This is a genomic window from Longimicrobium sp. (assembly GCA_036389795.1).
In the GTDB taxonomy this organism is placed as follows: domain Bacteria; phylum Gemmatimonadota; class Gemmatimonadetes; order Longimicrobiales; family Longimicrobiaceae; genus Longimicrobium.
In genome coordinates this window covers 1-15,203 of the sequence record DASVWD010000204.1, presented here as the reverse complement: position 1 = coordinate 15,203, position 15,203 = coordinate 1, and the positions used below count along the sequence as shown (strand labels likewise).

Below are 15,203 nucleotides of genomic sequence, written 5' to 3'. Positions count from 1 at the left end.
TCGACGAAACGCGCCGGGCGGCCCGTGGAAGGCCGCCCGGCGCTCACGCGGTCAGGGAGACCGTCACCCGAGCTGCTGCCCGGTCGCCGGCGTATCGCCGCACCCCGGCCGGCAGCTTCCGTCACAGCTCGCCAGCGGCGTGTCGACGCAGAGCGGGCTGGGGCAGTTGGGATAGGTGTCGTACTGCTCGGGATACGGCTCGGCGAGGACGGCGGCGTAGTCGGCGCGCCCGTGCACGGTGCCGCGCCCCCGCGCCGCGGCGGGCGTGGTGTCGAACGACTCGACCGAGAGGTCTTCCAGGACCAGCCGGACCTTGCGCATGGCTCACTCTCCAGGTGGAAGGGGTCCGCCGGGCGGCCACGGGAAGGCCGCCCGGAGCTCGTTCGTCCTCGCGCCCGCTCAGGCGGGGTACGGCTCCGGCGGGATGCAGGCGCCGCAGGTGTAGTCGCAGGTGTCCCGGCAGCTGTCGCACGACTGGCAGCTCGCGCAGGTGCCGTTGCAGCTGTCGCCGCAGGTCCAGCGGCAGCTCGCGTCGTCGCAGCTCGCCAGCGGGGTGTCGACGCAGAGCGGGCTGGGGCAGTTGGGATAGGTGTCGCACTGCCCGGGATACTGCGAGTACGGCTCGGCGGGGACGGCGTAGTAGTCGGCGCGCCCGTGCACGGTGCCGCGCCCCCGCGCCGCGCCGGGCGTGGTGTCGAACGACTCGACCGAGAGGTCTTCCAGGACCAGCCGCACCTTGCGCATGGGCTCGCTCTCCGCGTGGAAGGTGGTCCGCCCGGGAGCCGGACGGCGGGAGGGGGGACCGTCCGGACGCGCCGCGTCTCGCACCCGCTCTCCCCGTGTCGACTTCGGAGCGGATGAGGGGGAGAGCGCGTCGGACGCTCGGAAGAAAGTAGCGCGATTCGTGAGGCGAGGGAAGCGAATGGATCCAGCGGCCCGCCGGCTCACTCCGCCGGCGGGCCGTAGCCGGTGTTGACGCCGTTGCCGCAGGGCTCGGCGACGGGGGGCGGCCCGGGCGGGTCGGCGTCGTTCAGCTCGCGGCGGAGCGCCTCCATGCGCGCGCGCAGCGTCCGCACGGTGGCGGCGTGCTCGCGGCGGTAGGCCAGGTTGGTCGTCTCGTCGGGGTCGCTCCGCAGGTCGTACAGCTCCCACTCCTCGGGCTGCTCCCAGAAGTGGATGAGCTTCCAGCGGTCGGTGCGGATCCCCCGGTTCTTCCGCGCGCAGTGCTCGGCGGGGTACTCGTAGTATTCGTACAGGAACGCGTCGCGCCAGGGCGCCTGGCGCCCCTCCAGCAGCGGCGCCAGGCTGCGCCCCTGCATCCACCCCGGCGCCGGGATCCCCGCCAGCTCCAGCAGCGTGGGCGCGAGGTCGACGTTGAGCGCCAGGTGCGCGCGGTCCGTCCGCCCGGCCGCGACGCGCTTCGGGAAGCGGACCAGCAGCGGCACGCGGATCGACGGCTCGTACATCAGCCGCTTGTCGAAGAGCCCGTGCTCGCCCAGGAAGAAGCCGTTGTCGGAGGTGTAGACCACGACGGTGTTCTCGGCCAGCCCGTCGGCGTCCAGCCGCTCCAGCAGGCGGCCCACGTTCTCGTCCACCGACAGCAGCACGCGGTAGTAGTTCTTCACCAGGTGCTGCAGGTTGAGCCGCCTGCGCTCCTCGAACGGCAGGTCCGGCGACACTCCCTTGTCGCGGAAGTCGGGCATGTCGGCGATGGCCATCTCGGCGCGGCGCACGGCCTCGGGGCGGCCGGCCAGGCGGTCCTCGAAGGTGCGCGGCACGGGGACGTCCACGTCGTCGAAGGCGCGCGCGAAGCGCTCGGCCGGCATCCACGAGCGGTGCGGCGACTTGAACCAGCAGAGGAGGCAGAAGGGGCGGTCCCGGGGCCGGGCGTCGAGGAAGGCGAGCGCCTGGTCGCCCACCACGTCGTCGGCGTGGCCGCGCATCTTCACCCGCACGCCGTTGGCGATCATCTCCGGGTCGTGGTAGCGCCCGCCCGGCGGGTGGAAGACCACGGTGGTGTCGAAGCCGTACGGCGGCGAGAGCACGTGCCACTTTCCCACCAGCGCGGTGTGGTAGCCGGCCTCGCGGAAGAGGTGGGGGAAGGTGAGCTGGTCGGGCCTGAGTCCCGTCTGGTTGTAGTAGCGCGGACCCCCGCCGTTGGTGATGACGCCGTGCGCGTGCGAGTACAGCCCGGTGAGCACCGAGGCGCGGCTGGGCGCGCAGAGCGCGTTGGTGACGAACGCCTCGGCGAAGCGCACCCCCTCGCGTCCGATGCGGTCCATGTTCGGCGTGCGCAGCACCGGGTTGCCGGCAATGGACATGGCGTCGGCGCGCTGGTCGTCGGTCATGATCAGGATCACGTTCGGCGACCCCGGCGGCGCCTTGGCGTGTGCGGGCGCGGCGAGCCCCGGCAGCGCCAGCCCCGCCACCGCCCCGCCGATCCTCCGCACCGCCTCGCGCCGGTCGATCGGATTCGTCATGCGTCGGTCCTTAATAGATTCAGCGGCGGCGGTCCTCTCCTGCTCTCACTCTTTCGCAGCAGCATTCGAATCCACCGCCCCAGACCCGGTCGTTGCCGTTAAACTGCCGATGTATTGCCGATAAATTGCCGTTAACGCATACCGGCGTCGTGGACAGTCACGCGCTCGGTCGGTTCCGATAAGCTGTCGGTATAGTTCCGATAAAGTTCCGATAACCACCGTTTCCAGCGCAGGCGAGCGCGAGCCCGCAGGATAACGCGCCGTTTCCCTCCGAGCCAGACCGCGCGTGCGACCGATGCTCCGGCCGGTGCCGTTGAAGCCTCGCGCGCACCGATGCCGCCCGTGTACGGGCCTGGCGAGGCTTTCCGTTGTTCCAGCGGGGGCCTTCAGGCCCTCGCTGCTGCCCTCGCGCCCGGCCCTCGCTCACTCCGCGCACTTCGCGATAATCCTGCCGATTGCGGGAACATCATGCATTGTCCGCTCGCGGCCCCGGTGCGCGGAAGGCGTTGCCGCGCAAGCACTTACGCCGCCTGGAGCGACCTGGCAACGGATTTGCGCTCCTCCGGGCACCCGGCCGAATCGCGACCCTCCATCCTTACCCGCCACCGGAAGCCCTTGTATCCGGGGGCGGCGGCAGGATAGAATGTCGCCTTTCCGCACTTTCCGATTCTCAGGCAACCGCCCGCACCCGCTACGCACCGTGCACCCGACCCGCGCCCTGCCACGCCTGGCCGCACCCTCCGCGCGCCCCGCCTTTGGGGTCACACCGCGCCGCAGAATCGGCGGCATCGGAGCGGGCGCGGCGTGGGGCGCCGTCACGCCGGCGGAGGAGGCATGGAGCTGACCGGCGGGGGCGCGCTCCTGCGCGACGGCACGGTGGAGACCGTGCTCGACAGCGCGCCGGTGGGGATCGCCGCGTGCGACCGCGAGCTGCGCTGGGTGGCGTGGAACCACTCCATGGAGGCGCTGGTGGGCCTCGCCGCCGACGAGGTGCTGGGCCGCCCGGTGGCGGAGTGCCTTTCGGGGCTGGCCGGCCCGGGCGGCGAGGCCGTGCTGCGCCGCGTGCTCGACGGCGCGGCCGCCGACCTGGGCGACCTGGCCGTGCAGACGGCCGCCGGCGGCCTGCGCGGCTGGGTCTCGGCCCGCTGGTCGCCGCACCGCGGCCCCGACGGCGAAGTGGCGGGCGCCGTGGTGGTGGTGCACGACGTCACCGCGCGCCGCCGCGCCGAGGAAGAGGCGCAGCGCCTGGCCGCCTTCCCCCGCGAGAGCCCCAGCCCGGTGATCGAGTGCGACGGCGAGGGGAAGGTGCTCTTCGCCAACCCCGCCACCCACCACCTGCTGGCCGAGGTGGGCGCCTCGCTCGAGGCGGGGCTCCTCCCGCGCAACCACCGGCAGCTGGTGTCCACGGCGCTCACGCACGGGCACGTGCTGCGCACCGTCGAGGTGGACGTCGACGACCGCATCTTCTCCTGGACCTACCACCCGCACCCGCAGATGGGCGTGGTCCACCTCTTCGCCGACGACATCACCGCGCGCCGCGCCGTGGAGGAGCAGCTCCGCCACGACGCCCTGCACGACGCGCTCACGGGGCTTCCCAACCGGCACCTGTTCATGGAGCGCCTCGCGCGCGCCGTGCTGCAGGAGAAGCGGCGCGAGGGCTACCTCTTCGCCGTGCTCTTCCTGGACCTGGACCGCTTCAAGGTGGTCAACGACTCGCTCGGCCACGCCGTGGGCGACGAGCTGCTGGTGGCGGTCGCCGGGCGCCTCACCGGGTGCCTGCGCGAGACCGACACGGTGGCGCGCTTCGGCGGCGACGAGTTCGCGGTGCTGCTGGACGACATCTCGGCGGTGGAGGACGCGCTGCGCGCCGCCGACCGCATCCAGGCCACCCTCAACGCGCCGGTGAGCCTCTCGGGCTACGAGGTCTTCACCTCGGCCAGCATCGGCATCGCGCTCTCCTCCACGGCGTACGGGCGCCCCGACCACCTGCTGCGCAACGCCGACATGGCGATGTACCGCGCCAAGGCGGCGGGGACGGGGCGCCACGAGCTGTTCGACCGGGCGATGCACGCGCTGGCGCTCACCCGGCTGCAGATGGAGACCGACCTGCGCAAGGGGATGGAGCGCGAGGAGTTCACGCTGCACTACCAGCCGATCGTGAACCTGCGCACGGGGCGGATCGCGGGGGTGGAGGCGCTGCTGCGCTGGCGGCACCCCGAGCGCGGCTGGATCCCGCCCACCGACTTCGTCCCCCCCGCCGAGGAGACGGGGCTCATCCTCCCGATCGGCCGGCGGGTGGTGGCCGACGCGTGCCGGCAGCTGCGGGCCTGGCAGGCCGGGAGCCCGCGGGCGGCGGAGCTCTCCGTGAGCGTGAACCTCTCGGTCAAGCAGTTCGCGCAGGCCGACCTGCTGGACCAGGTGCGCGCGGCGCTCGACGACACGGGGGTGGACCCGCGGCTCCTGCGGCTGGAGGTCACCGAGAGCGTGATCGTCGACAACTTCGACGCCGCGGCGGCCACGCTGGCGCGGCTCCGGGCGCTGGGTCCGCGGGTGTACCTGGACGACTTCGGCACCGGCTACTCGTCGCTGTCCTCGCTGCACCGGCTGCCGATCGACGCGCTCAAGGTGGACCGCTCGTTCGTGGCCGAGATCGGCCGCGAGAGTGCGGGAACGGCGCTCACGCGCACGGTGGCGACCATCGCCCGCAACCTGGGCCTGGCGGTGATCGCCGAGGGCGTGGAGACGGCCGAGCAGCTGGCCGAGCTGCGCGCGCTGGGGTGCGAGTACGCGCAGGGCTTCCTCTTCGCCCCCGCCCTCCCCCCCGACCAGCTCGCCGCCCTGCTGGAGGCCGACCCGCGCTGGTAGCGCTGCTTCACCCGAGGCATTTCTCGATCACAGCCAAGGACTTGCACCAAGTCTTGCGTTCTGATAATTTGCGCTTGGGTGTACGACAATGTAGTACAACGGGAGAGTTCGAATGGGAGCCCCGCTGACGATCCGCCTGGACGACGCTCTGGAGCGTACCCTCGACGAGTACTGCCGGGAGAGCGGTCAGAACCGCAGTGACGTCGTCCGCGACGCGCTGCGGCGGCAACTCACGATCTTGAGGGTCCGGCAACTCCGCAGAGAAATGATGGCCGACGCTGCGGCGCAGGGTTATCTGACGGACGAAGATGTCTTCCGCGACGTCTCGTGAGAGTTTTCCTGGATACGAACGTTATCCTGAGCGGTTTTGCGACTCGGGGGCTGTGCTTCGATGTGCTGGAGCTCGTCCTCGCTCACCTGGACTTCGAATTCGTGACGGGCGAGGTAATTCTCGATGAAGTCGCGCGTGTGGCTGCGAGGAAGTTCAAATCCTCTCCGCACAGAGTCCAGCGTCTGTTGGAGATTCTCTCAGAGTACCACGTTGAACCACTTCCGGTGTCGCTTCCGTTGGTGGACATACGCGACAAGAGTGATTTGCCCGTGCTGGCCTCGGCACTCGCGGCTGGGGCCGACGTCCTCGTGACGGGTGACAAGGATCTCCTTGAGTTACGGGAGAAGGTCCCCGGCCTGGAGATCCTCGATCCGCGCACCTTCTGGACGAAGTATCGCGCGGATTGATTGCGACCGCTCTGGGATCGAGAGCGATCAAGGCCGGGTGCACACTGCGCTTGGCCTTCATACATCCAATGGAGACTGACGAATCTAGCGCGTGATCACGTCGATCGCGCCCGCGCCGTGGCCGATGCCGAAGCGCGTGGTGGCGTCCGGCGCGTCCAGGAAGCGGATCTCGCGGACGTGGCCGAGCGGGATGTCGCGCAGCGACGACGCCCCGCCGTGCCGGATGCCGTTCAGGTAGACCACCACCGCCGGCTGGGCGCCGAGCGACGACGCGCCGCGCGCCCCGCGGAACCAGGCGGGGCGGAGCCTGCGGACCAGCTCGTAGGTGTCGGTCGCCCCCGAGCGCTCGATCTCCTCCAGCTTGATCAGGCTCCCGCGCGGCGCCGCGCGGGGGTGCTGCGCCGTCGCGCTCCCCTCCTGCGCGAGCGCGGGCGCGGCGGCCAGGCAGGCCGCGAGGATGGCGGCGGCGAGAACGAGGCGGGAGAATGCCAGTGCTCGCATGGGAGCCTCCGGCGAGTCGAGGAAGGCGAGGACGGCGGATCCACCGATCCACCCTCACCTCTTCAAGATATCCGCGCTGCTGCCGGCGACCAAACGGAATCTCGCCCGTCCGCCGGCTAGCGGTAGCACCCCAGCGGGTGGTCGAGCGGCCGGGCGTCGCCGGGGAGGCGGAAGTGCCACCACTCCTTGTCGTAGTTGACGAAGCCCTCGGCCTCCATCGCCCGCACCAGCTTCATGCGGTTCTCCCGCACCTGGCCGGTGGCGTTGGCGGTGTGCGCCGCCTCGGAGAAGGTGTCGAAGGGCGTGCCCATCGGCACTTCCCGGCCGCTGCCCAGCCGCACGAGCGTGAGGTCCACCGTGTTGCCGCGGTTGTGGCCGCTCTCGCGCGCCACGTACCCCTGGTCCAGCACCCAGCGGTTGCCGGTGCGCTCCGCCCAGTCGACCATGGCGAGCGTCGCCCGCACGGGGCGGTAGGCGTCGAACACCTTGAGCCCCAGCCCCTCCTCGCGCAGGCGCCGCTGCACTCGCGCCAGCGCCGCGGCCGCCTCGGGGCGCAGCAGGGCGACGCGGGCGTCGTACCCCGGCAGCCGCTGCCCGGTGAAGTTGTGCGGGGTGGCGTAGCGCACGTCCACGCGGATGGTGGGGTCCACCTGGCGCACGTCCACCAGCTCCTCGCCCGGCTGGACGGTGCACTCCGCGGGGGCCTGCTGCGCCGCGGCCGCGCACGCCGCCAGCAGCAGCGGGAGCACGGCCACCATCGCGCCTCTAGAACTCATAGCGCCCTCCGTCGGTCCCCAGCTCCGTGTCGGCGAAGATCGAGCGCGCCTCCGCCAGGTCGGCCTCGCCCACCCCCGGCGGCAGGTGCACCAGCACCAGGCGCTTCACTCCCGCCTCGCGTGCCACCCGGGCCGCGTCGGCGTAGCTGGTGTGCACCCCCTCGAGCCGCTCCCGCATCGCCTCGTGCACCAGGAGGTCGGCCCCGCGCGCCAGCTCGGCGATGGCCGCGGCGCGGTCGGTGTCGCACGAGTAGGCCACCGTCCCCCCGTCGGCCTCCACCCGGAGCCCCACCACGGGGACGGGGTGGATCCCCGGCGCGGCGGTCACGCGCCAGCGCCCGTTGCTGAGCACCTCGGCGCCGGCCTCGTGCGCGAAGCGGTGCCACTCGATCCTGGGGACGCCCCTCCAGTCGTGCGTGTCGAACGCCTCCCACGCGCGCCGCGCCTGCGCGAGCGCCGCCTCGATCCCGTACACGGGGATCGGGCGGCGGCGGCCGGCCAGCCAGATCTTCTCCATGAAGAGCGGAAAGCCGCCCACGTGGTCGGCGTGCTCGTGGGTGACGATCATCGCCTCGATCGAGTCGAGGTCCACGCCGGCGATCAGCAGGCGCTGCACCACGTCGCCGCCGCAGTCCACCACCAGCGTGTGCCCCTGGTGCTCGAAGGCGAGCATGGTGGTGGTGCGGCTCGCGTCGCTCAGGGCGGCCCCGGTGCCCAGCAGGTGCAGGACGGGCATGCGGTCGGTCTCCGGTCGAGTGCGAAAGTGCGAAAGTGCGTTAGTGCGTTAGTGCGTTAGTGCGTCGGTACGGGTCAGGTCGGGAGCAGGTAAAATGCGGAATGGCGCCCGCGCTGCAAGCGTGACGCCAGTGGACGCCGGGCGCGGAACGGGAATTGCCAGTTCGGCGCGCCGCGCAGTCAGTGTAAGACGATCACGGAGGAGGAGGAAGGGTCATGGCATCGGCCAAGAGGACCAGGGACCACGACGAGATCCGCGAGTGGGCCGAGTCCCGCGGCGGCATCCCGACCTTCGTGGAGGGGACCGGCGGGCTTCTCCGCATCGACTTCATCGAGGGCAAAGGCAGCGGCGGCCGCGAGGACTCCCTGGAAGAGGTGGGCTGGGACGAGTGGTTCAAGGTGTTCGACGACCGCGGGCTCGAGTTCCTCTACCAGCCCGAGGGCGACAGCCGCTTCTTCAAGCTCGTCTATCCCGGCGGCGACGACGACGACGACAAGGACTGAGCCCCCGGGACGTGAGCGAGGGCGGGCGCTGCACGGGGCCCGCCCTCGGCGCGTCCGGAAAGTGCCCAGTCCCAAGTACCCAGTACGCGATCCGACGCCGTTCCACTGGGCACTGGGCACTGGGCACTGGGCACTCTCGCTCTCAGCTCTCCCCCTCCTCCCCTTCCTGGTTGCACGGATGCGCGGGGTTGCCGAAGGCGGCGGCCAGCTCCTCCTCGTAGCGCTGCGCCGCGTTCGCCTCCACGCTCCTGGCCGCCGGCGCGGGCGGGCGGGAACGCGTCGCGAGGCCGGCGTAGCGCACCGAGTCTTCGCGCGAGCGGGCGGCCAGCGCCGAGTCCTGGTAGGCGACGGTCTTCAGCGCGGCGTCGGCGTAGTCCTTCATCGCGAAGGCGAACCGGAAGCTGGCGGCCGAGATCGCCTCCACCGCCGTGCCGCGCGAGCGGGCCAGCGCGGTGTCCATGTACGCCAGCCGCTCCTTGGCCTGCAGCGCCAGCTCCTCGGCGATGCAGGCCGTGCGGTGGGCGTCGCGGCGGGCGGCCCGCTTCTCCGGGCTCTCGCGCCCGCAGGCGGCCAGGGTCGGGACCAGCGCGAGCAGGGCGGGGACCAGGCGGTGGATGCGCATCAGGGTCGGTTCGCGGAGATGGTCTGGGGGATCGGATTCGTCCGGCGCCGGGCGAGAACGCGCGCCTTCAGCCGGGCGTGACGGCGGAGGGGAACAGGGTGCGCTCCACCAGCTCGCACAGCAGGTGGATGAGCGTGATGTGCGCCTCCTGGACGCGCTCGGTGTCGTCGGAGGGCACCACCAGCGGCTCCACGCAGAGCGCCGCCAGCCGCCCGCCGCCCCGGCCCAGCAGCCCCACGGTGAGCGCGCCGCGCGCGTTGGCGGCCTCCACGGCGGCCACCACGTTCGGCGAGCTGCCGCTGGTGCTGATGGCCACCAGCACGTCGCCCGCGCGCACCAGCGTCTCCACCTGGCGGCTGAAGGCCGTGGCGAAGTCGTAGTCGTTGCTCCAGCAGGTGAGCGTGGGCGCGTCCAGCAGGTGGTGCGCCGGCAGCCCGGGGCGCTCGCGCTTGTAGCGCGCCACCAGCTCCTCCACCAGGTGCATGGCGTCGCACGCCGAGCCGCCGTTGCCGCACGCGTACAGCCGCCCGCCCGCGCGGAAGGCATCGGCGATGCGCGTGGCCACCCGCAGCACGCCGGGCGCCAGGTCGCGCAGGGCGAGGGTGACGCGCGCGCTCTCGTCCAGCGCGCCGTGGATCAGGCCGAGCGGGTCGGTGGTCGGGCGGTCGGGCACGGGCGGGAATTTAGCGAGAAAGTGCGAAAGTGCGAGAGTGCGAAAGTGCGAGAGTACGGAAGTACGAAAGTACGAGAGTACGGTACGAGGTACGGGGTACGGGGTGCGGGGAATCCGCCCGCCGCGCTGGTCTGGCCCGGTTCCCGCACGGGGGCCGGTCGGGCGACTTGCCTCGCGCGCTGACATCCCGTCCTTTGCCGGCGTGACCCGTCCCGGATGACCGACCCCGCTGCGCCGGTGCCGAAGCTCCCGACCGACCGCCGCTTCCCGTGGCTGCGCGCCGCCGTCCTGGCGCTCGCGGCCCTCGCCGCCGCGTGCGGCGGGGGCGAGGGCGAGCTGCGCGTTCTGCGCACGATCCCGCTCCCCGACAGCGTGGCGGCCGGGGCGACGCTCGCGGTCGACTCGCTGGAGCGCGCCTGGATCGGCGAGCCGGGGCGGCTCACGGGCGTCGACTCGGTGGGGCGGCCGCTGGCCCGGCTGGCGGCGGGCGGTCCGCTGGCGCCGCGCGTGCTCTGGACCCGCGGCGAGCGCCTGTACGTGCGCGCCGGGCCCACGCTGGCGCTGATCGACCCCGCCACGCGGCGGCGCTTCGGCACCCGGCGGCTGGAGGCGCCCGTGGCGCGCGACCCGCGCGGACGGTGGATCTACGCCGCCACGGGCGGGGGCGGGGTGCTGGGCCTGGGGGCCGACAGCCTGGCGCCGCGCTGGGGGTGGCCCGACGCCGGCTCGCCCGTGTCGGCGCTGGCGGTGTCGGCGCTGGGCGACCGCGTGTACGTGGCGCTGGAGGGGAGCGGCCGGCACGACGTGGAGCCCGCCGTGCAGGTGCGCGACGCGCAGAGCGGACGCGTCCTCTCCACCTTCGCCACGGGAGAGCCGGTGCGCGCGCTGGAGCCGGGGCCCGACAACTCCCTCTACGCGCTCTCGGGCGGCGACGTGGTGGCGCTGCGCCACGGGCCGCAGGGGCTGGCGCGGCTCTGGTCCACCGACGTCACGGGGCTGGGGTTCGGCGGGGTCGACGCGCTGCGCGTGTCGCCCTCGGGCGCGCGGGTGGCGGTGCTGTCGCGCGAGGACGGGGTGCGGGTGCTCGACGCGCGCACGGGCGCGGTGGTGGGGCGGACGAAGCAGGCGCCCCGCGACGCCGCGTTCGACGTCGGGGGGCGCCTGTGGCTCCTCTACCCGCGGGAGATCCGGATCGCGCGCTGAGCCGGCGCGGGCCTTCAGTGGCTCAGGTCGGCGTCCTGGTGCTGCTTGCGCATCAGGAAGCCCGCCGCCAGGAACGGGAGCGTGTTGATCGAGAAGCTCGCCAGGGCCGCGAAGATGAGCCACTTGGGCCCCCAGATCAGCCCGTAGATCAGCGCGGCCACCGCGGGGAGCGTGATCAGCACGGCTCCGATCAGTGCGAACTTCATCTCCGGTCTCCGATTCTCTTGCGCTTGGGTGATCCGCCGGGCGTCCTGGAACGGTGCCAAGCTAGTCTCCACGCCCATTTCCGGCAAGCCGGGGGCCGCCACACCGGGCAGGTGTGGGGAGTTGCCCGACGCTGCGTCCTCCGCTCCCCCGCTTGATCGCGCCGGCCTGCTCCAGGACCTTTCACGGGTCTTGCTGGGCCCTCCCATGTCGATGCCGGAGCTGGAGATAAATGCAGATGAACGATGCTTCGAGGCGCCCCGTGCTGCCGTCCCTGTGGCTGCGGGCGGCGAGGGCGATGCGGCTGCGCTGCCCGCTCTGCGGCGGCGGCCCGCTGCTCAAGTCGTGGTTCCGCCTGGCGCCGGAGTGCCCCCGCTGCGGGCTGCACCCCGAGCGCGGCGAGCACGACTTCTTCCTGGGCGCCATGATGTTCAACCTGGTGATCCCCGAGGGCTTCCTGGCGCTGCTGCTGGTGGGGCTGATGATCGCCACCTGGCCGGACGTGCCCTGGAGCTTCATCCAGTGGGGCGGCCTGGCCCTGATGGCGGCGGGGCCGTTCCTCTTCTACCCCTTCTCGAAGACGCTCTGGCTGGCCTTTGACCTCATGCTCCACCCGCCGAGCCCCGAGGAGCTGGCGCGTGCCCGCGGTGGCGGTTAACTGGCGAAAGGCCCCGCGCCCGTTGACCGGCGGGAGCTTTCGTCCGATATTGGAACGGACGGACTGGACGTCTACCGCCGGGAGAGACGATGAGCACCGAACGCACCCCGCCGTTGAGCGACGAAGGCTCGCGCGAAGTCGAAGAAGAAATGCGCCGCCCGCCGGCGGACACGCCCGAGCGCCGGGCGACCTTCGAACTTGTGCGGCAAATCACGGAGTGGCGAAAGCGCCGCGCCGCCGAAGCCGATGTGCGCGCGGGCAAGTAGTTGCGCTGTAGTTGATCACTGGAATTGACGGGCGGGTCCGACGACCCGCCCGCTTTGTTTACGCCACCGCCGTCACTCTCCATGTTCGGATCATTCCCAGTCTTCGAAGATCTCGAGCAACAGAAGCTGGACGGATTCCCACCTTTTGGCTTCGACTGTCATCGGCCGGAACAGAATGCCTTTCTGTACGAGCGCGCGTGGCCGGAGCAGCAGGACTCACTCTCGACTACCTATCTGTTTTTCAGGGATGGCAGGCTGGCGGCGTATGCCACGGTGCTGATGGATTCGCTTTCGCTCAGCCGTAGTGAGCGCGGGTCGATCCCGTATCGCTACGTCAGTGCGCTCAAACTTGGACAGATGGGTGTAGACTCGCGCTTCCAGGGTTGAAGGACTCGGCAGGTTTGCGGTCGGGTTTGCCATCTCTCTCGCAATGGATGTCGGTGAACGCGTCGCGTGCCGGTACGTTTCGCTCGATTCAAATCCGGATCTCGTCGAGTGGTATGGGCGAATCGGATTCGTGGTGAACCGGACTCGCCAGGCTGAGCGGGTGGAAGATGCGATCCGACATGGCCGCGATCCCCAGCAGGTGGCGGTCAGCATGCGATTGGACTTACGTGTCACTCACCCACTCCCTGAGGGTTGACCATGAGCACCGAACGCACCCCGCCGCTGAGCGACGAAGGCTCGCGTGAAGTCGAGGAGGAGATGAGCCGACCACCTGCCGACACGCCCGGGCGCCGTCGCATGTTCGCTCTTGTCGAACAAATCGCGGAGCGGCGAAAGCGCCGGGCAGAATCCGAACAGCGGCAGCGCGCGGACGAGTAACGATGTGCAGCACCGAACGCACGCCGCCGCTGAGCGACGAAGGCTCGCGCGAAGTCGAGGAGGAAATGCGGCGTCCGCCTGACGACACGGCCGAGCGCCAGGCAACACTCGAGCGCGCTCGTGAGTGGGCCGAGATCCGGAGGCGTCGTGCGGAATCGGATGCCAGTCGTGAGCGCGGGTAGTCTCCGGTCTTCGGCTGGATTCTGAACGGGCGGGCTGTCACGGCTCGCCCGTTTCACTTCTACCCGGTGCTTGCGTGTGGGCGGGGTGCCGCGCCTTTTGCAGGGCACGGGCGCGGCGGCATTACGGGCGGACACCAGCACGGGAGAGCGGGACGATGGCGGTGGATCTGCGGGGCAGGACGGCAATCGTGACGGGGAGCAGCAAGGGGATCGGCTTCTCCATCGCCGAGGCGCTGGCGGGGGCCGGCGCCAACGTGGTGGTCTCGGCGCGCAAGCCGGCCGAGGTCACCGAGGCGGCCCGGCGGCTGGAGAGCGCGGGCGCCGGCAAGGTGCTGGGCATCCCCTGCGACGTGGGGAAGCTGGACGACGTGCGCCGGCTGGTGGAGGTCACCGTGCGCGAGCTGGGCGGGCTGGACGTGCTGGTGAACAACGCCGGGATCGGCGACTTCGCCCCGGTGGACGAGATGACGCCCGAGCGCTGGGACGCGGTGATCGACACCAACCTGAGCGGCGTCTTCTACTGCTGCCACGAGGCCATCCCGCACCTGAAGAAGAGCGGCGACGCCTGGATCATCAACATCGCCTCGCTGGCGGGGAAGAACCCCATGGCGAACGGGGCGGCCTACAACGCCAGCAAGTTCGGCCTGGTGGGCTTCAGCGAGGCGCTGATGCTGGACGTGCGGCACCACGGCATCCGCGTCAACTACATCATGCCCGGCAGCGTGGCCACCTACTTCAACCAGCACACCCCCGGCGAGGCCGACGCCTGGAAGATCCAGCCCGAAGACATCGCCCAGGTGGTGCTGGACCTGCTGGCACTCCCCTCGCGGTCGCTGGTGTCGCGCGTGGAGATCCGCCCCACGCGCCCGCCCAGGCGGTGATGCAGTGCGGCGCTCACCCGGACAGGGAGGCACCCATGCAGCTGGACTTCGGAAAGATCTGGGTCGAGGTGAACTGGCCGGCGGTCGCCCTCCTCGCGGTGGCGCTCGCGGGGCTCGCCGTCTTCCACGCCGTCCGGCGCCGCCCGCGCGACGACGCGCCGCCGGAGCTCGGCTGACGCCCCGGGGCGTGGTCCACCTCCGGCGGGGAAGCCGATGAGCCGGGTGAAGAAGCCGAAGGCCGTCGTCTGGGACCTGGACGGCACGCTCTCCGACGACCGGGCGCGCGCGCACTTCGTGGAGGTGGAGCAGGGGAAGAAGCGCGACTGGAGGTCGTACTTCGACGCCATCGACGAAGACCCGCCGATCGCCGCGTCGATGGAGGTGCTGCGCGCGCTGCACCGGGCGGGGCTGCGCATCGTCTTCCTCACCGGGCGGCCCGAGTACACGCGCCGAAAGACGGAGCGGTGGCTGAAGGCGAACGGCCTCACCGAGTACGACCGCCTGCTGATGCGCCCGCCCGGCGACTTCCGCCCGTCGGGGCCGTTCAAGGTGGAGGTGATCGAGGCGCTCAGGCGCGAGTACGAGCTGGTGTGCGCCTTCGAGGACCGCATCGACGTGGCCGACGCCCTGCGCGAGGCCGCCCTGCCGGTGTTCCTCTACGGCGCCGGGATGGAGGCCGCCGCCGAGGCGCTGGAGGCGCTCGACGCCGGGCAGGACGAGCTGGTGGAGCGCCGCGAGGAGCGCGAGGAAGAGGAGGCGCGGCAGCGTCCGCAGCGCCCCGCCGCCCGCAAGCCCGCCCGCCCCTCGCGCGCGAAGGCCACGCCCGCGAAGAAGGCCACCGAGCGCGGGAAGCGGCGCGCGGCGAAGGCCACGCGGGAGAAGAAGCCGGAGCGGAAGAGCGACTAGCTGATACAGGATCCGGAAAATCCGCTGGTGCTCGCTGTCATTCTGAGGCCCAGACTGTGTCAAAACTGTCTCCTGCGAGGTAAATTGCTGGCGATCCCACAGCCAGCCAGGGAGCGAGCATGGGCTACATCACCGGGGTTGACCGGGATCAGCAGGTGCTGTTTCCGGAGACGCTGGATGAATA

At 71.4% G+C, this 15,203-nt stretch carries 21 protein-coding genes; 12 read left to right on the top strand and 9 right to left on the bottom strand.

Annotated features, from left to right (window positions below):
- Positions 1-63: 63 nt before the first annotated feature.
- The 3 genes from VF746_24370 to VF746_24360 all read right to left on the bottom strand — a co-directional run bounded on the left by VF746_24370 (position 64) and on the right by VF746_24360 (position 2,480).
- Positions 64-321, bottom strand: a complete 258-nt coding sequence (locus tag VF746_24370) for a hypothetical protein (protein HEX8695571.1) — start codon at positions 319-321, stop codon at positions 64-66.
- A gap of 78 nt (positions 322-399) precedes the next feature.
- Positions 400-744, bottom strand: a complete 345-nt coding sequence (locus VF746_24365; GenBank protein HEX8695570.1) for a hypothetical protein — start codon at positions 742-744, stop codon at positions 400-402.
- A 200-nt stretch (positions 745-944) separates the two neighbouring features.
- A complete protein-coding gene (locus VF746_24360; protein ID HEX8695569.1) occupies positions 945-2,480 on the bottom strand; it encodes a sulfatase in 1,536 nt (511 codons plus the stop codon).
- 834 nt (positions 2,481-3,314) lie between these two features.
- On the opposite strand from VF746_24360, the gene VF746_24355 reads away from it, so the two are divergent.
- The 3 genes from VF746_24355 to VF746_24345 all read left to right on the top strand — a co-directional run bounded on the left by VF746_24355 (position 3,315) and on the right by VF746_24345 (position 6,083).
- A complete protein-coding gene (locus tag VF746_24355; protein HEX8695568.1) occupies positions 3,315-5,345 on the top strand; it encodes an EAL domain-containing protein in 2,031 nt (676 codons plus the stop codon).
- Between the two features lie 112 nt (positions 5,346-5,457).
- A complete protein-coding gene (locus VF746_24350) occupies positions 5,458-5,676 on the top strand; it encodes a ribbon-helix-helix protein, CopG family (protein HEX8695567.1) in 219 nt (72 codons plus the stop codon).
- Positions 5,673-6,083, top strand: a complete 411-nt coding sequence (locus tag VF746_24345; protein ID HEX8695566.1) for a putative toxin-antitoxin system toxin component, PIN family — start codon at positions 5,673-5,675, stop codon at positions 6,081-6,083. Before VF746_24350 ends, VF746_24345 begins: the two co-directional genes overlap by 4 nt.
- An 84-nt stretch (positions 6,084-6,167) precedes the next feature.
- Here the strand turns inward: VF746_24345 and VF746_24340 are convergent, their stop codons facing one another.
- From VF746_24340 to VF746_24330, 3 genes are all read right to left on the bottom strand, one after another.
- Positions 6,168-6,584: a hypothetical protein gene (locus VF746_24340; GenBank protein ID HEX8695565.1), complete on the bottom strand. Its 417-nt coding sequence runs from the start codon at positions 6,582-6,584 to the stop codon at positions 6,168-6,170.
- A gap of 116 nt (positions 6,585-6,700) precedes the next feature.
- On the bottom strand, positions 6,701-7,360 hold the full coding sequence (locus tag VF746_24335; GenBank protein HEX8695564.1) for a M15 family metallopeptidase: 660 nt from the start codon (positions 7,358-7,360) through the stop codon (positions 6,701-6,703).
- Entirely contained in the window at positions 7,350-8,096 is a 747-nt protein-coding gene (locus VF746_24330; GenBank protein HEX8695563.1) for an MBL fold metallo-hydrolase, read from the bottom strand. Before VF746_24330 ends, VF746_24335 begins: the two co-directional genes overlap by 11 nt.
- 215 nt (positions 8,097-8,311) lie before the next feature.
- Here VF746_24330 and VF746_24325 point away from each other — a divergent pair, with 215 nt between their 5' ends.
- Positions 8,312-8,599 (top strand): hypothetical protein, encoded by a 288-nt coding sequence (locus VF746_24325; GenBank protein HEX8695562.1) that lies wholly within the window; start codon positions 8,312-8,314, stop codon positions 8,597-8,599.
- 142 nt (positions 8,600-8,741) lie between these two features.
- Here the strand turns inward: VF746_24325 and VF746_24320 are convergent, their stop codons facing one another.
- Both VF746_24320 and VF746_24315 read right to left on the bottom strand, forming a co-directional pair.
- Positions 8,742-9,221: a hypothetical protein gene (locus VF746_24320; protein HEX8695561.1), complete on the bottom strand. Its 480-nt coding sequence runs from the start codon at positions 9,219-9,221 to the stop codon at positions 8,742-8,744.
- Positions 9,222-9,288: 67 nt separating this feature from the next.
- Complete coding sequence (locus tag VF746_24315) at positions 9,289-9,894, bottom strand: SIS domain-containing protein (protein HEX8695560.1); 606 nt, start codon at positions 9,892-9,894, stop codon at positions 9,289-9,291.
- A gap of 216 nt (positions 9,895-10,110) precedes the next feature.
- On the opposite strand from VF746_24315, the gene VF746_24310 reads away from it, so the two are divergent.
- The gene (locus tag VF746_24310) at positions 10,111-11,097 is read left to right on the top strand and encodes a hypothetical protein (protein ID HEX8695559.1); all 987 of its coding nucleotides are present in this window, start codon (positions 10,111-10,113) and stop codon (positions 11,095-11,097) included.
- Positions 11,098-11,111: 14 nt separating this feature from the next.
- On the opposite strand, the gene VF746_24305 is transcribed toward VF746_24310, so the two are convergent.
- Positions 11,112-11,303 (bottom strand): hypothetical protein, encoded by a 192-nt coding sequence (locus VF746_24305; protein ID HEX8695558.1) that lies wholly within the window; start codon positions 11,301-11,303, stop codon positions 11,112-11,114.
- Positions 11,304-11,539: 236 nt separating this feature from the next.
- Here VF746_24305 and VF746_24300 point away from each other — a divergent pair, with 236 nt between their 5' ends.
- The 7 genes from VF746_24300 to VF746_24270 all read left to right on the top strand — a co-directional run bounded on the left by VF746_24300 (position 11,540) and on the right by VF746_24270 (position 15,019).
- Positions 11,540-11,959 (top strand): DUF983 domain-containing protein, encoded by a 420-nt coding sequence (locus VF746_24300; GenBank protein ID HEX8695557.1) that lies wholly within the window; start codon positions 11,540-11,542, stop codon positions 11,957-11,959.
- An 89-nt stretch (positions 11,960-12,048) separates the two neighbouring features.
- Positions 12,049-12,225, top strand: a complete 177-nt coding sequence (locus VF746_24295) for a hypothetical protein (GenBank protein HEX8695556.1) — start codon at positions 12,049-12,051, stop codon at positions 12,223-12,225.
- An 81-nt stretch (positions 12,226-12,306) separates the two neighbouring features.
- The gene (locus VF746_24290) at positions 12,307-12,612 is read left to right on the top strand and encodes a hypothetical protein (protein HEX8695555.1); all 306 of its coding nucleotides are present in this window, start codon (positions 12,307-12,309) and stop codon (positions 12,610-12,612) included.
- A 258-nt stretch (positions 12,613-12,870) separates the two neighbouring features.
- Positions 12,871-13,050 carry a hypothetical protein gene (locus tag VF746_24285; protein HEX8695554.1) on the top strand — a complete coding sequence of 60 codons (180 nt, stop codon included), beginning with the start codon at positions 12,871-12,873 and terminating at the stop codon, positions 13,048-13,050.
- A gap of 337 nt (positions 13,051-13,387) precedes the next feature.
- Positions 13,388-14,113 carry an SDR family oxidoreductase gene (locus VF746_24280; protein ID HEX8695553.1) on the top strand — a complete coding sequence of 242 codons (726 nt, stop codon included), beginning with the start codon at positions 13,388-13,390 and terminating at the stop codon, positions 14,111-14,113.
- 35 nt (positions 14,114-14,148) lie between these two features.
- On the top strand, positions 14,149-14,289 hold the full coding sequence (locus tag VF746_24275) for a hypothetical protein (GenBank protein HEX8695552.1): 141 nt from the start codon (positions 14,149-14,151) through the stop codon (positions 14,287-14,289).
- 46 nt (positions 14,290-14,335) lie between these two features.
- On the top strand, positions 14,336-15,019 hold the full coding sequence (locus VF746_24270; protein ID HEX8695551.1) for an HAD family acid phosphatase: 684 nt from the start codon (positions 14,336-14,338) through the stop codon (positions 15,017-15,019).
- Positions 15,020-15,203: the final 184 nt, after the last annotated feature.

Coding starts and splice junctions, on each gene's coding strand:
- VF746_24370 (HEX8695571.1), bottom strand. CDS start 321: ATGCGCAAGGTCCGGCTGGTCCTGGAAGACCTCTCGGTCGAGTCGTTC.
- VF746_24365 (HEX8695570.1), bottom strand. CDS start 744: ATGCGCAAGGTGCGGCTGGTCCTGGAAGACCTCTCGGTCGAGTCGTTC.
- VF746_24360 (HEX8695569.1), bottom strand. CDS start 2,480: ATGACGAATCCGATCGACCGGCGCGAGGCGGTGCGGAGGATCGGCGGG.
- VF746_24355 (HEX8695568.1), top strand. CDS start 3,315: ATGGAGCTGACCGGCGGGGGCGCGCTCCTGCGCGACGGCACGGTGGAG.
- VF746_24350 (HEX8695567.1), top strand. CDS start 5,458: ATGGGAGCCCCGCTGACGATCCGCCTGGACGACGCTCTGGAGCGTACC.
- VF746_24340 (HEX8695565.1), bottom strand. CDS start 6,584: ATGCGAGCACTGGCATTCTCCCGCCTCGTTCTCGCCGCCGCCATCCTC.
- VF746_24335 (HEX8695564.1), bottom strand. CDS start 7,360: ATGAGTTCTAGAGGCGCGATGGTGGCCGTGCTCCCGCTGCTGCTGGCG.
- VF746_24330 (HEX8695563.1), bottom strand. CDS start 8,096: ATGCCCGTCCTGCACCTGCTGGGCACCGGGGCCGCCCTGAGCGACGCG.
- VF746_24325 (HEX8695562.1), top strand. CDS start 8,312: ATGGCATCGGCCAAGAGGACCAGGGACCACGACGAGATCCGCGAGTGG.
- VF746_24320 (HEX8695561.1), bottom strand. CDS start 9,221: ATGCGCATCCACCGCCTGGTCCCCGCCCTGCTCGCGCTGGTCCCGACC.
- VF746_24310 (HEX8695559.1), top strand. CDS start 10,111: ATGACCGACCCCGCTGCGCCGGTGCCGAAGCTCCCGACCGACCGCCGC.
- VF746_24305 (HEX8695558.1), bottom strand. CDS start 11,303: ATGAAGTTCGCACTGATCGGAGCCGTGCTGATCACGCTCCCCGCGGTG.
- VF746_24300 (HEX8695557.1), top strand. CDS start 11,540: ATGAACGATGCTTCGAGGCGCCCCGTGCTGCCGTCCCTGTGGCTGCGG.
- VF746_24295 (HEX8695556.1), top strand. CDS start 12,049: ATGAGCACCGAACGCACCCCGCCGTTGAGCGACGAAGGCTCGCGCGAA.
- VF746_24290 (HEX8695555.1), top strand. CDS start 12,307: ATGTTCGGATCATTCCCAGTCTTCGAAGATCTCGAGCAACAGAAGCTG.
- VF746_24285 (HEX8695554.1), top strand. CDS start 12,871: ATGAGCACCGAACGCACCCCGCCGCTGAGCGACGAAGGCTCGCGTGAA.
- VF746_24280 (HEX8695553.1), top strand. CDS start 13,388: ATGGCGGTGGATCTGCGGGGCAGGACGGCAATCGTGACGGGGAGCAGC.
- VF746_24275 (HEX8695552.1), top strand. CDS start 14,149: ATGCAGCTGGACTTCGGAAAGATCTGGGTCGAGGTGAACTGGCCGGCG.